Raw genomic sequence first — 14,748 nt, 5'->3', positions numbered from 1 at the left:
AAAATGTGGGAGGGGGCTTGCCCCCGATAGCGCAGGGTCAGCCAATACATACGGGACTGATCTACCGCTATCGGGGGCAAGCCCCCTCCCACATGGAGCCAGTATTTCATCGCGATACTTTCAGTTTTCCTCGCCTTCGGCCAACAACCCGATCCCGACGATAATCACCCCAACGCCCACCCAGTGCAGCAGGCTGATATGTTCCCCCAGCCCCAGCCACGAACCGAGCAACACCACCACAAACACCAGCGAACTCAGCGGAAACGCCAGCGACAGGCTGCTGCGCCGCAGGATCAGCATCCACACGAAAAACGCGCCGATGTAACTGGCGATCGCCGCCAGAATCCCTGGGTTGCGCGCCACTTCGGACAACCACTGCCAGTTGAAATCCATCTGCCCCAGTTGGTCCCCGGCGACCTTGGTAAACAGCTGCCCGGCGCTCTCGGTGCAAATCAGCAACGCCCACAGCACCACGGTGCCAAGGCGTTCGTGCAACCAGCCCTGATCGATATTTTGCGTACTCATGCCTGACCCCCTGCAATCGCGACTAACATCACGCCGAAGGTAATCACCAGCGTGCCCATCCAGCGCCGGCGGCTGACGGTTTCCCCCAGCACCAGCTTGCCCGCCAGCACCACCCCGCAATAAGCCAGCGCCGCCGCCGGAAACAACAGGCTCAACGGCGCGCGGGACAAGGCTTCAAGCCAGACGAAAAACTCGATGGCGTAGGCCCCGAGCCCCGCCCACAACAACGGCGCATTGAACACCTGGCCCCAGAACGCGTTCAGGCGAAAGCCGCCCTCCAACTCCGGCAAACGGTCCAGGCCCATCTTGAAAAACAACTGGCCGACCACATCGAGCACGATGGAAAAGGCCACCAGCAACACCACGGTCAAAGTCACGGGAACAGCTCCTCAAACAGGTTGATCAGGGCTTCGTTGGTCGCGGCATTGCGCTGCAGGTCCTCGGCGCTCCAGCGCTCGGCCGGCGGCTGGTCGGACTTGGCCTCCCAACGCTTGAAGGCGTTACTGAACACGGGCTTGGCGAACTCGCCGCACACATCGATGCCGATGATCCGTTTGCGCGCCGCCAGGGCCCGCAGGGCCTGGAGCAGATGGCTCAGGCGCATGCCGCCCTGGTCCCAGTTGGTGGCCGCGTCTTCGCTGGCCAGCACGTCTTTGTCGATGGTGATCCAGATGGCTTCGGTGGGCAGGCTGCTGATCATTTGCTCAAGGAATGCGGCCCAGTCCAGCTCCGCCAGGTTGCGCCAGTACAGGTAGTTTTCCTGCTGCTGGTGGCCGGCGCCATCGCCGACCCGCCCCCAGACTTTCGACGGCGGGTGCTGCCATGGGAACAGCTGCAATTGCCCGCGCGTGAGGGCGCCGAGGTTGCCGCCGCGCAGCTGCGGGTTATGCAGGTCATCGCTGCACGGGCCGAGGGTGACGATGCGCTTGATCGCCGGCATCTTCAGCGCGCGGTTGACCCACGACCCGCAGTGGCGCTTGGGCGCAAAGCGGACCCAGTCAGGGTGGTTGTCGAAGTGGATCAGGCTGATGGGTTCTTTCAGGTCGGCCAGAAATGCCGGCGTCAGGTGGTGATAATCACCGGAGCCGACAAACAGGATTTCCGGCCGCGCGTCCGTGGGCCGGGGCCGTGCCGCCAGGCGTTCGGTGAAGCGCTTCCAGGTTTTTTCGGTGGACCACAGGCGCAGTTTCGGGCCCAGGTCCAGCAAGTCGAGACGGGTGGCATGACCACTGGCCAAACGCCGGGCAATCGGCGCCTGGCCCGTAAGGCTGTGGTCGAGGTCAAGAATATTCAAGGTAATGTTTCACCCCCAATGGCAGCGCCCAACCGGATTGCGGATGGGCTTTAGGGGGTCAATGCAAGGGACGGGCCAGGGACTCTCTTGAGGACAATGAGCCCCTCCCACATGGGACCAGCGTCAGGATCGGGATTCGCGGATGATCTGGCGAATCGCCCCGACAAACGTTTCGACCGACTGGCCACCGCTGACCGCGTACTGCCCGTTGAACACGATGGTCGGCACCGACGTCACGCCACGGGACACCCACAGTTGTTCCTGCTCGCGCACCTCGGCGACGTATTCATCGCTGGCGAGAATCGCCGCGGCGCGTTGCGGGTCCAGGCCGACGCTCTCGGCGATACGCACCAGCGTCGCGTGATCGGACGGGTCCTGGCCATCGCTGAAATAGGCTTTGAACAGCGCTTCCTTGAGGTTGTACTGCAAGCCTTCCAACCCGGCCCAATGCAGCAGGCGATGGGCATCGAAGGTGTTGTAGATGCGGCTCTGGCCGTCGGTGCGGAACGCAAAGCCCAACTCGGCGCCCATGTCGCGGATGCGCGCACGGGTGGCCTGGGACTCTTCGGCGCTGGAGCCGTATTTCTCGGTGATGTGCTCGACGATGTTCTGGCCCTCGGCGGGCATGCCAGGGTTCAGTTCGAACGGCTGGAAGTGGATCTCGGCCTGCACCTCGCTGCCGAGTTGGTCGAGGGCTTCGGTCAGGCCGCGTAGGCCGATGACGCACCAGGGGCAGGACACATCGCTGACGAAATCGATTTTCAGGGCAGTACTCATGGTAGGCAACCTCGCTGGCATTAATGCGCCGCAAAAGCTGCACGATACACCAATGTCACAACACCTTCGCCGAGACCGGCGGCTCGATCTGCGCCCAATGGGTGGCGTCTTCGCGATGGGCTTGCAGGTACGGCAACACCGCCGCCAGCAACGGCGCCTTGAACGCTTCCTGGAAACGATGGGCCAGGCCCGGAATCAGCTTCAACTGGCTCCCCTGGATATGCGCGGCCAGGTGTACGCCGTGCATCACCGGCAACAACGGGTCGGCGGTGCCATGCACCACCAGGGTCGGCACGCGCAATTGGTTGAGCAACGGCACGCGGCTCGGTTCGGCGAGGATCGCCATGATCTGGCGTTTCACGCCCTCGGGGTTGAACGCACGGTCGTAGGACAGCGCGGCCTGATGCAGCAACACCTGGCGGTCATCCTTGACATACGGGCTGCCCAGCGCGGCCAGCAAATCGGCCTGTTGCTCCAGGGCCACTGCGCGATTGGGTGCGCTGCGCCGCGACAACAATTGCACCAGCGCCGCATTCGGCGCCGGCAGGCCTTCGGCGCCGGAGCTGGTCATGATCAGCGTCAGGCTTTCCACCCGCTGCGGTGCCATCGCGGCCAGGTGCTGGGCAATCATGCCGCCCATGCTCGCCCCGAGGACATGGAATTGCTGGACCTGCAACGCATCCATCAAGCCCAGGGCGTCATCGGCCATGTCGGTCAGCGTGTATGGCGCCGCCACGGGCAGGCCGAGTTTGTAGCGCAACACTTCAAACGTCAGGTTGGCGCTGGCCGGAGCCTGGCGCCAGGTGGACAGGCCGACATCGCGATTGTCGTAGCGGATCACCCGGAAACCTTGCTGGCACAGGGCGACGACAACCTCGTCAGGCCAGTGGATCAGTTGCCCGCCCAGGCCCATCACCAGCAACAAGGCCGGATCGGACGCACGGCCGATGCTCTGGTAGGCGATGCTCACCTGAGCCAGATCGACCGTTTGGGTCGGGACATTGACATCACATCGAGACGCCGCAAAAGACGGCAGGCCGAACAGTAGAGCGGCCAGTAACAGCAACACGCGCATGAAAAACACCGAAACACAGAACCCCAGTAGAGCGCGAGTCTGATGAAGTTTGTTCAAGCGCGCTGCCACAGTTGCGTGACAGTTTAATGAATGTCGCTCAACGGTCGACTCACTAACTATCTATCCCTGCGCGCCTCGTTCTCCACCTTTAAATAGGACTCCGACCGGTAAAGCACCGTTCTGCCCCTATTTTTCGAGTGCCGTCACATGACCGATACATCCAACCCGCTCTCCCCCCTTGCCGTGCGCGATTTTCCGCCGTTTTCCCACGCGCAGGTTCGCCCCGTGAACGAAAGCCTGCTGCTGGAAGCCACGGCCCGCTGGCACGCCAGCCGCGAACAGATGCTCCGGCTCAGCACCGATGCGCCCAGTGTCCACGCCTCGCTCAACGCGTTCATCAACGAGCAACTGGACCTGGACGGCGACAGCGTGCAGTTGCACTTTGCCGCCTCCGATGAAAGACCGGCGCGCTCCATCACACTGACCCAGGCCAGTGCCTTCGTTCATCAATTTCCCGCCTACGCCGCGCTTTACCAACATTGCCGGGTGATCGGCCTGCCGGAAGGCAAAACCCAGTACGCAGCGCAGCCGTTCGAGCTGGTTAAACCCTTTACCCAGCTCAACGTGGAACAGGCCCTGCGAACCGCGTGGGTCCGCTACTGGTGGTTCACGCGCGCGCCTGGCACTGCGGTCTCGCGTCGCGATCACGCGGTTGCGCAGTACAGCAGCCATCTCCAAGCCGCCGCGCAGTTGGCCTGCGCCTCGGGGGCGATCACGGCCGATCAATTGAAACCGTTGCTCACCGTCCTCGACCCGCCAAGCGGCGCGTTGCAGCTCGACGGTCAGAAGATCTACGCCGAGCAACTGCTGCTCAAACGCACCGGGTTGGCCGATGCCGAGATACCCGGTGCGCTGGTCATTACCCTGGATGCCGAGGTCGTCCTCCAGCTGTTGTACCTGCCCTCTGAAGAACCGGCGCTGAACCTGTTCAACAGCCGCGTCGGCATGGAGCAGTGGTTGCTCGATCACCCCACGCTGTTCCCCGGCGTGACGGCCATCACGCGAGACAACCTGATCGACTACCGCGAGGTCGACGAGCCCTTGCAAGCCGGCGTGACGCACCTGTTGGAACATCGCCTCAAAGAAAAGCAGGCCAGCTTGAAATACCCCCACGGCCGCGACCTCGCCGAACATGGACACAGAGCGCTGGAAGCAGCCGATCAGGTGGACCGGCAACAGCGCAGCCAGGGGGTTTTCGCCTTGCCGCCGGCATCCGCGCTCGCTCCCGCTGAGGACGACGCGCCCCTCGACAGCGCGCCCATAGTCTTCGCCGGACTGACCGCCGACCTGCCCCTGACCCAGCGCCGCCACGCGCTGTCGCGGCAACAACAGCCGCTCTTCGGTACCGTGCAGGCGCCTGCCATATTGCCGCCGCCGAGCGATGAGCAACAGGCCACGTTGCGCAGCCAACTCAACCGCTTGCACGAGGCGCAACAGCAAGCCCACGAAGCGGCCAGCGCGCTGTGGAATCAACCCCAGAACCAGCTATTGGAGCTGTCCCAACAGGCCAACCCCGACTATCACCGCTTGCTCCAGGCACGGCTGAACGGGCTGCTTGCCGAAGCCAGCCTGCAGCGCCAACTCAACCAGATCAGCCCGGCCGGGTACGCCATGCTCCTGGCCGCGCTTGACCCGCTCAACGCGCCAGACCCCGAACTCAAAGTGTCGGTGGCGACCTTGACGCTGTCGATCAGCGAGCGCAGCAACGACGCAATCAACACCCAGCGCAAAGAACTGGACGGCGTGCTGCTGATCACCCTGGAAGCGGCGCTGCTCGATGCGTCAACGCCTCAGGACCTGTTGTTGTACTGGCCGGGCAGCCAGGGCGGGCTGCAGCACTTCGCTTCGCGCCAGGCGCTTGAACAGTGGCTCGGCGTAACGCCCTCGGACGCGTCGTCGCTGGAACTGGCCCTGCTCAATCAGACCCCGTTCGAGTACAGCCTCACCGTGCAACTCGACGACTGGGTCGCCCAGATCGAAGCGATGCTTCGCCGCGCCCCGGACGACACCGAGCGCCAAGCCCGGGAGCTGCAACCCATGCGCGTGCAAGCGATCCAGGAACTGGGCGTATCGACCAACACCGCGCGCGAACTGGCCTATGCGCAGCTTCTGGAGCAGCAGCAGAGCGGCGCACTGGCGGCGCAACTGCCGGTCTGGCTCGGCCAGGTTTCAGCGGCCGACAGGGCCGAACTCAAGGCCCTGCTGGAGCGCTACATCGTGGCGTTGCAACGCGCCGATGAAGTATTGAACCTGAAGCTGCCGCTGATCAGCAGTTTTTGCACAAAACGCCTGCACGCAAGGCTGTCCCGGGACTTCTCGCTCAAACAACCGTTCAGCGTTCAGCTCGACGTTCCCGAATCGGTCACGCATCAACAGCATTTCGTCGGAGCCCCTGGCGCGCCGGGCACTCCGACCAAGACGGTGCAGGTCCCCAGCGCCACCCGGGTCAAAATGAGCCTGGATGAGCTGGCGCTGAGCAACATCGATACGCCGATCGCCGAGCGCTTGACGTTCATGAAGGTCGAGGTCAGCAGCCAGGACGCCACGGAAGGCCAGGCACTCACCGCCGGGCTCAGCGCCAACTACCTGCGCAAGCTGGTGCCGGAACTGGACCTGGCCCAAGCGTATGAAGACCTGATCGTCGAGGCTTACCAAGGCTCGGATCGCGAAACGGACTTCAGCCGTGACTATCGCCTCGAATGCTTGCTCGAACCTCAGCGCCTGATGCTTACGCTCCAGGGGCGCCTGGCGTTCCTGCAAAAGCACATCACGGCCACCGAACTGAACACCTTCAACATCGCCGTGAATGCCAGCACAGCCGAAGCCTGGCGCGCCGATGGCAATGACATTGAGTTGCTCCCCGCCCACCTCAGTGTCGGCGGGCCAGACACCCAGGACGGTTCAAGCACGTTGTCCGGCGTCACCTTCATCCGTCAGAAAAACTCCGGGCTCACCCTGCTCTATCTGCCCGAGAGCCCGGACGGCCACTACCTGCGCAGCTACGCCAACCTTGAAGCCGCGCGGCTGGCGCTGTACCGCCTGTGCCTGAGCAGCACAATGGTCAATTACCTGGCCGGCCGCGCCTTGCTGGGCAACGTGGCCAACCACGTCAGCCGGATCAATCAAGCGGTGCTCCGGCATTTCGACGCGCTGATCGGCGTCGGCCGCCCCTGGCCCGTCACCACGTCGCTGGCCGGCCATTTGCTCAACGCGCAAATGGGCCGCGTCAAGGAGGCCCACCGCGCCAGTTCCCGTTCCAACAGCGACCTGTACCTGGAACGCTATGCCATCAAAGGCGTGCAGGCCTTCAGCTATATCAAGATGGCGCTCGGCGTGGTCCCCGTGGTGGGTACGGTGATCGGCCTTTACGACGGCTGGGTCAGCGCCAATGACGCGGTAGATGCATTTCGACGCGGCGATCATGCCCAAGGCATGCACGACATCACCCAGGTCCTGCAATCAATGATCGACGCCGGCGTGGATGTGGCCGGCGGGGTGCTGATCACGCCCAATGCAGCGCGCACGCGCACGCTTGGGCGCCAGTTGCGCAATGCCTTCAAGGGCGGCCGCTACCTGCAACCGCCCATGAGCCGCAAGGCGCGCCGCATCGCCGAGCGCTTCAGCGGGTATGAGTACGACAAGGAGATCGCCCTGGCCCATCTGACCCCGGCGAGCCACGGTATTTATCGCAACATCTACCGCCATGCCGACGGCCACTTCATCGTGCGGCAGGGCAACGTCTATCAGGTCGAACTGCAGAACGGCCATTGGCGCTTGAGCGGCAACGCGCTGAAAACCTACAAACAACCGATTGCCCTGGATGACGCCGGCCAATGGGACACCCACTTCGGCGTCTACGGCACCGCGCAACCGGCGGGCCTGGCGGGCGGCGGCGGTGTGCTCGGGCACCTGGCCGACACCCTCGAGCCGCTCTGGCCGATGGCGATTCGACAACGGCTGCCGATCTGGTGGACCGATCATGTCCTGCGCCGCCAACTGGCGCTCAGCAATGCGCTCAATACGCTGAGCAGTCGGCTCGACGCTCAACTGGCCGCGACCAGCAACCTGCAACACCTGTCCAACCAAAGCGACTTCGCCACCCGCAAGACATTGCAGCCAACCCTTGATCAGGCCTACACCCAGGACATCGAGCTGGCGATTCAGCAGGCCAACGCCATTCAGGACGTGATCGCCTTCACCCCCAACAGAGAGCACCTGGCCCTCCAAGGCTTGCAAAGCCGCGCTGCCTTGATTGTCACCAGCAGAGCCGTGGAGCGCCTGAAAGTCGCCGCGGCCGCGCTGCAGGAATTGACCGGGCAATTCGCTGATATCCAGGTGCCGCCAGCACGCCCCGCCGCCATTCTGCAGTTTCTGCAAACCCGCAAAGGTCTCAGCCAGAAAATCGTGCAGGAACTCGACCGGATCGACCGCATCTTCCTGGTCATGAACGAATGGAGCAGCCAGATCAACCTGGCAGCGCTGGAGGCCGATCTGCGCCTCCAAGGCAGAAGCACGCGCAGGACCGCGCAACAGATCGACGCGGACCTGCAAAATACGCGCACGCTGGTGGGCGAGGCTCGCGATGACGCGGCGCGCTGGAACGAGCTCTACGATGAAGGGTTTCGCACGCACCTGCGCACCGTCCACAGCATCGATACGTTCAACCGCTACGATCACGTCAGCGATCCTTCCTGGTTGTATTTGCAAAGTGAGGTCAATCGCGTCTATCTCGACGCTCACCTGGCCCTGAACACGCATTTCGCACTGACCAAGACGCCCACCACCGTCAGCCAGCGCACGCGGATCCTCAACGAATGTATCGATGCCTACGCGCGGTTCAGCCTCAGCGTTAAAACCTTGAGCGCAGGCTACCCGCAACATTTTGACCTGGATAACCTGGACGCCTTGCTGAACAACCTCGAGCGCATGATTCAACTGGCCCGCCACCGTATCGGCACAACACCTCGCCTGCGGCGCCCGCAGCTCGATGAACCCCAAGGGACGGTGTTTGAAAGCGAAGAGAACCGGCTGCTGATCGGCATAAAAAGCACCGACCCTCGCACCAACACCACGCGCTACACCATCGACAACCTCAGCGGCCACACCGAGACCTGGGAGCAACGCCCGGACGGTCGGGCCCAGCGCCAACCGGCGCCGCCCGTGGAGTTCCCGGCGGAGGCGAACGTGAAGTCGGTGATGGTGAGCGAAGCCCAGAACCGCCTGCGCGCCGTACCGGCGTACCAGGCCAAAGTCGAGGCCTATGCCCGCCAGGGCATGTTGCCGGTGGACCTTGAACACATGCTGGTCAGCGAAGCCGCCGAACTCACCTTGCGCGCAAACCGCATCGCGCGCCTTGACCCCGAGGAGCCGAGCCTCCAGCCATTGCGCACGACCGCCAGCGAACTGACCGCCGCCGGCCGCGCCTTGCGCACCCGACAATCGTTGGCCAGCCGCAAACCCACCGACGGCATGCTCGATGACCTGGTCAGGCATCACGTGGTCGAGGTGCGTCGAACCGCGTCGATGAGCGAACTGGCGAGGCGTGCCAACGGGCATCGCGACTTCATGCAGGAATATGAAGTCTGGGACCTGACCGCCACCCCGCCGCGCCCGTTGTGGTACGCGCACTTTCATTACAACCGCCGCACGGCGATCTTCGACGAGTTCGAAAAGGCCCACCTGAAACTGCCGGAGCATCGTTACTTGACCCATGCCGACGACCCGTCGCTGCCGTTCTCGGACATCGGCAGGCAGTCCGCTGCATTGCCGCATATCCGGCCGCTATGGGTTGCCCAATAACCGCGCCGGCCTGCGGCTGTCAGCGGAGCGCTTCGGTCACAGCGTCAGAAACAGTTTTTCATCCAGCGGCGGGCCGATCCGCGCCCTGACGATCTGTTCCACCACGCGGTTATTGCCCGCCTCGGCCACCAGGTCTTTCTGGGTCTTGGTGCGCTGCGACGGGATCTTCAGGTGCGCCGCCGTGTAGAGATTGCGCGGCGAACCTTTGGCCGGGTAGTGGAAATGGGCATACCACAAGACGTCGACCTTGCCTTTTTCACGCACGGCGTACTCGGTGAAGACATCGCCGCTTTTGGTCGCGATGTCTCGCTGGACCAGGTTGATGTCGACGAACCCGTGCTTCCACAGGTAGTCGATGTTTTCCGGTTTGGGGGGTAGGAGCTTGTAGCCATCGGCGCAATGTTGGCGGGCCTTGGCAAGCAGTTCGTCCGCCGCCGTGCGCCACTGTTTGACCCATTGTTCGGTTTCGGGATTGCTGCCGTGACGGGTTTCGGCCAGCAAGGCGGTCGCCTGAAGCCGCTCGGCCTGGGCTTGCAGCATGTCGTTCCAGTCCAGCGGGTTGATGCCCTCCCGGCGTTGCGGGTCGTTGAGTTTGCGTTTCTGGAACGCGATCGTGCGTTCAATGCCGGCGCTTTCTTCGAGCAGTTTCCTGGCGTCGGACTTGAGCGTTGACAGCGACTTTGGCGATGACGCGGGCCGTGCGGGTTGCGCGGGAACGATCTTCACCCACTCGCCCTCGCTCGCGTGTTCGCTGTAACTGGCGACCGACCGGCCGGATTGCGGGTCCAGCACATCGATGATCGCGCCGGAGCCTGCCGCCTGGGGGCGCGCGGTGCCGATCAGGGTTTCCTTGTCGCGGGTCTTGAACGTGCGCTGGCCCGCCGGTTTTTGCCGTTGATCGATACGCACGACAGCGGCAGGCACCAGCGCTTGTTCCTCGCGCATCACTTCAGCCAGGTCGGTTTGGGCATCGTTGATCACATCGCGCAGGCGTTCGGCAAACAGCTGCTGATACTCGGCTCGCTGAAGGCCGGGATTCGTGTCCTGTATCGCCAGGCTGTCGCTGAGCACGCGCTGGTAGGTGCCGATGACGGTTTCCAGCGTCGCCTTGCGTTCGCTCAAGCTGTAACCGGTGTACTGCCGCAGGTCCAGGTGAGCGTTGTAGACGGGGATCAGGTTGGTTGAACTCAAGCGCTGCAGGTAAAACGACTCCACTGGGTCGCTCGTTCGCGCATAGCGATCGAGGCTCAGTTCTTTGAGGTTGGTCAGGCTGGTCAGCTTCATGCGCAGGGCCGTAATCGCAGGTGGCTGTCGCTCTTGCTGCTTGAGGAAGTGCGCGGCCTTGGTTTTGCCGAACGACGAATCGTCCGTCCATTTCTCCAGCTCGGCGGCGGAGGCCAGGGCGGCTTCCCGCACGCTTTCCAAGTCGCGGTAAACCCTGGCGAAGTTGTCCATCAGCTCGATATACGTGCTTTTGGAGCCGGTCCTTGCCTCGCTCACCACCTCCGCCATCGAGCGTCCGCTGGGGACGTGTTGATTGCTGTCTTCGGCCAGCGTGGTGTAGAACTGTTCGATTTCACGGTAGTTGTCGAGCACCGTCTCATAGAGATTGGAGCGCGCCTGTTTTTCTTCGGAAAGATCATCCACTGCGCCGAGTTTTTTCGGCACCAGATGGTCAATGGCGGTCTGAGCCGCCGCACTGTGTACCTCAGTGCGTTGCTTGAGTTGCACGAGTTGCTGGTCGATGGTCTGCCTGAGGTTCTTCGTGAGTTCCAACTGCGCCAGGTAAGGTGCGATAAAGCGCTGTTGATGCTCCCCGGTGGTGGACAGCCCCCACAGCGTGCGCAGTTTTTTACGGCCGTTGTAGTAGTCGGTAATGCTCGCAATCACTTGATTACGCGAGTCTGCCCTCGGTCCATCCAATACAAGTGCGGCCTCGACGGCCTGACTGAACGCTTCCCCTCGCGCCTGTTGTGCCTGCCTGTTTTGTTTGACCCGCTCGGCGACGCCGCTCTTGCGCGGCATGCCACCGCGCAGCCGGGGGCGACTGTCGAAACTCCAGCGCCCCTGTGCGTCACGCCTGATCGGCGGGCCGGTACGCGCGCGGTTGTTCGCGTCGATGATGAACACCCCGTCGAGGTCGTTGGCCACCCGGAACCACTGCTTGTCGATGTTGGCGTACAGCCCGCCCTGGCTCAGGTACAGGCCCTGTTTTGGCCCCTCGGCAATCGCCGCACCGACATCGGCCGGCGCGGCTACCCGGAATGACTCGATCTGCGCGAGCTGGCCGGGGCTCAGGCGGCGCGGGCTGGAGAACGCAAAATCCAGCATGCTCGCATGACCGCCGACGACGCTGGCAGAAGGCTCCACACTGCCTTGGCGGATGCTCGCGCGATGGACGCCCGGCGTCTGGCCCGGGGCGCGGCGCAGCGGGCCATAGTTTGGCGCGATGGCTTTGAGAGCGTCGAGCGTCAGCGGCGGCTGCGCGGCGTCGGCGGGCGCGGAATGGGTCAAGACCATGCCCATATTGAGCAACAGGTCCACCACGCTGGCCGTGCTGTCGCCCTGGGCGGCGGGGTTGGACAGTCTGCGGATATCGTCCTCGCTACCGGCCAACTGCAACAACCACCCCGCCATCGCCCCAGGCCCACGCAACACGGGTAACAGGGTGTTGAACAACAACCCGCCCAGTTCCTTGAAGGAAGCCCAGCGGCTCTGCGCGTCCGATACCGATTGCCCCTGGGCCAGGTTCACCAGGCTGTGAGTATTGCTCTGGTACAGGTGCTGCATCAGGCGCCCTTGCTCCAGGTCCTGGCGTAATGTGCTGGCGGCGTCATAGCCGTCCACGGCGAGTGTCGTCGGTGCCGGTTGGGCGGGCGCGTCGAACTCGTTGAAGACGCTGTAGCGGGCAATGTTGGGAATCTTGAAGCCGCCGTTGCCGTACACCGCGCGCGTCCTGTCGTCGGGCAACCAGGCCAGCACGCTTTGCTGCAAGGGGCCGGGCTGTTGCACCGCCTCCAGCAGCGCTTGGCGCGTGGCAAATTCCTGCAATACCGGGGACAACATCGGCCGGTAGAGAAGGTGCGGGCCGACAGCCGCATTCGCTGGCTCGATGACGAACATGTTCTGGACCACATCGGGTGTCGCGCCGGGCTTGCGGATAAACGCCAGGGGCCGCATGACGATGTCTTGCCCGTCGACCTGTTTCGCTCCAGCGCCGGGCGTCAGCAGCGCCTCCACATACCGGTAACCGTGCGCAGTGATGCCCGCTTCGCCCTTGAGCTTGAGCTCCAGCGCCTGCATCGCCAGTTGGCGCGGGACTTGTTGGGCGAACAAGGCGCTGCGCCGACGTGACTCATCGCTGTCACCCAGCAGGTGGGTTTGCAGCAACGCAGGATAGTGTTTGCCGATGTCCACCTGGCTGACGATGTCTTTCAAGCGCTGCGGCATTGCCGGGTCGCTGATCGGTTGACCGAAGTGGCGCACTTCGATTTCGCCCTTGGGCAGCCCGGCCAGATTGCGCAAGGCCATGTCGGTCAGGCTCATCGTGACGCGCTCGATGTAGCCGCTGCCCAACGTGCCGACCGGTACCTTGAAGGTGACGTCGAGGTGGTCCGCGAGCAGCCCGGTGTTCTGCAACTGCGCTTGCAGCTGTTGCTGGGTATAGGTGCGAATATCGGGGATGTCCGAAAAAAAGTTACGCCCCTGGTTGCGTTGGACATCGCTGGCCAGTTCGAGGGCGTGGCGATGGTAGGCAAGGCGGTCGGCCGGGTCGGCGTTGCGCATCCACTGCGGCAGTTTTTCCTGCAGCCGTGCCAGTTCCGCAGAATCTGCGGCATAGGCGCCGACAAACCACGGGCTCGGATCACTGAGCACGCTGAAGCGCTGCTCCAGAACCTGGAGGCTGCCGGCTGGCGGGAGTTCGATGCTGTCTATCGCCTGCAACTGGTTGTTCAGAATGATGCCCGCTTGCGCATCGAAGATATTCGCGTCCGGCTCCTGGCGTTTCCAGGTCAAGTGGTCGAAGACGAAGTCGTTTTCCAGCGTCTCGCCCCAGGCCTTGCCGAAGGCTTCCAGCGAGTCGTAAGGGGTGATCTGGCCGTTGGCCGCGGCATGCAGAACCTGGGTGCTGGCGCCGATCTGGCGGGTGATCAAAAGATCCGGGCTGAGCTGGGTGGAGGCAGCGCCACCGTAGCGGACGCTGGTGTCGAGCACGAAGACCCGGGCGGCGTCGTCGCCGTTGGCACTCACGCGTTGCGCACGCTCGGGCCAGGTGACCACCTGGTCAAGGGTGGCGCGTTGCGCATCGGTAAGGCCGGGCTGTTTCAGCGCCGCACTGCGCAGGTTGTCGCTGAGCATGCCGCTGAGCCACAACCAGCGGTTGTCCGCCCCGACAGCATTTTGTCCCCAGTAACGGGTCAAGGCTCGCGCAAACGCGTCTTTGAGGCTGGGCCGAAGGCTGCGGATCGCCAGTTCGATGGCCGACATGTCGATGTCTTCGCGCCGGTTGCCTGAAGCGCCGGGGACTCTGAGGGTGGTGCCGGTTCCCTGTTTGACCAGTTTCTGCGGCCATGAATACTTGTCGGTGAAATCGATATCGGCCCCGCTGGCCAGGTGGTTGAGCGCGACATCCAGCAGCGGGGTCAAGCGGTATTGAACCGGGTTTTCCGCGATCGGTTCTGCCACCGAGGTCCGCGCCACGTCGAATTCCAGCGTGGGATACAGGCTGTTGATCGCCTCGCCGAGCATGTCCCTGACAACCGAGCGCACGTCGGGCCGCGTCGCGAACTGGCTGCTGACGGCGTGGGCGGCGAGGTGGCTGGCGCGGGGCCGGGGTTGCACCTCGGCGATGGCGCCGGCACGGCTCAGGGAGGTGGACGCGGGTGCAGGGGGCGAAGGGGTTGGATTGGCCGGTGGTACAGCGGGGTACAGACGAGGGATGAAGGGCATTGCAGCGGCGCTAGCGGTCATGGGGCACATCCTTGGCGGGGCAATACGGTGTCGTCCCAACGACGCATGGAGCGCTCTTCGGGACGAATGTCGCGGCAAAAATACCCACTCATCCCTACGGTGAAACAAGAAATGCGTAATTGACTATGTCCACACACGCGGGGCCCGCCGGGGCTCCGGGCCAGCGCCGTTTCGCAATGTATGGCGGGATATGAACCTCATGCGCCGGCCGGCAGGTCGACAGCCCGCGCAACATGAGACAAACTCA

7 protein-coding genes are annotated in these 14,748 nt (G+C 63.5%); 1 reads left to right on the top strand and 6 read right to left on the bottom strand.

Annotation, left to right across the window (positions count from 1 at the left end):
- Positions 1–120: 120 nt before the first annotated feature.
- The 5 genes from TU80_RS09475 to TU80_RS09455 all read right to left on the bottom strand — a co-directional run bounded on the left by TU80_RS09475 (position 121) and on the right by TU80_RS09455 (position 3,671).
- On the bottom strand, positions 121–525 hold the full coding sequence (locus TU80_RS09475; RefSeq protein ID WP_017844597.1) for an EamA family transporter: 405 nt from the start codon (positions 523–525) through the stop codon (positions 121–123).
- Positions 522–902 carry a DMT family transporter gene (locus TU80_RS09470; RefSeq protein ID WP_017844596.1) on the bottom strand — a complete coding sequence of 127 codons (381 nt, stop codon included), beginning with the start codon at positions 900–902 and terminating at the stop codon, positions 522–524. Before TU80_RS09470 ends, TU80_RS09475 begins: the two co-directional genes overlap by 4 nt.
- Positions 899–1,819 (bottom strand): arginase family protein, encoded by a 921-nt coding sequence (locus tag TU80_RS09465; RefSeq protein WP_017844595.1) that lies wholly within the window; start codon positions 1,817–1,819, stop codon positions 899–901. The genes TU80_RS09470 and TU80_RS09465 overlap by 4 nt, the downstream gene beginning before the upstream one ends.
- Positions 1,820–1,942: 123 nt before the next feature.
- Positions 1,943–2,596 (bottom strand): DsbA family oxidoreductase, encoded by a 654-nt coding sequence (locus tag TU80_RS09460; protein ID WP_057004339.1) that lies wholly within the window; start codon positions 2,594–2,596, stop codon positions 1,943–1,945.
- 55 nt (positions 2,597–2,651) lie between these two features.
- Positions 2,652–3,671, bottom strand: coding sequence for an alpha/beta fold hydrolase (locus TU80_RS09455; protein ID WP_057004338.1), 1,020 nt, complete (start codon positions 3,669–3,671; stop codon positions 2,652–2,654).
- 207 nt (positions 3,672–3,878) lie between these two features.
- Between TU80_RS09455 and TU80_RS09450 the strand changes: the two genes are divergently transcribed.
- A complete protein-coding gene (locus tag TU80_RS09450) occupies positions 3,879–9,530 on the top strand; it encodes a dermonecrotic toxin domain-containing protein (RefSeq protein WP_057004337.1) in 5,652 nt (1,883 codons plus the stop codon).
- 36 nt (positions 9,531–9,566) lie between these two features.
- Here the strand turns inward: TU80_RS09450 and TU80_RS09445 are convergent, their stop codons facing one another.
- Positions 9,567–14,501, bottom strand: a complete 4,935-nt coding sequence (locus tag TU80_RS09445; protein ID WP_234427153.1) for a dermonecrotic toxin domain-containing protein — start codon at positions 14,499–14,501, stop codon at positions 9,567–9,569.
- Positions 14,502–14,748: the final 247 nt, after the last annotated feature.

It is taken from the genome of Pseudomonas veronii, assembly GCF_001439695.1.
Lineage (GTDB): Bacteria > Pseudomonadota > Gammaproteobacteria > Pseudomonadales > Pseudomonadaceae > Aquipseudomonas > Aquipseudomonas veronii.
Note: the sequence above shows the minus strand (reverse complement) of the source record. Positions and strands in the feature narration are given on the sequence as shown.

Coding starts and splice junctions, on each gene's coding strand:
- TU80_RS09455 (WP_057004338.1), bottom strand. CDS start 3,671: ATGCGCGTGTTGCTGTTACTGGCCGCTCTACTGTTCGGCCTGCCGTCT.
- TU80_RS09460 (WP_057004339.1), bottom strand. CDS start 2,596: ATGAGTACTGCCCTGAAAATCGATTTCGTCAGCGATGTGTCCTGCCCC.
- TU80_RS09450 (WP_057004337.1), top strand. CDS start 3,879: ATGACCGATACATCCAACCCGCTCTCCCCCCTTGCCGTGCGCGATTTT.
- TU80_RS09475 (WP_017844597.1), bottom strand. CDS start 525: ATGAGTACGCAAAATATCGATCAGGGCTGGTTGCACGAACGCCTTGGC.
- TU80_RS09445 (WP_234427153.1), bottom strand. CDS start 14,501: ATGACCGCTAGCGCCGCTGCAATGCCCTTCATCCCTCGTCTGTACCCC.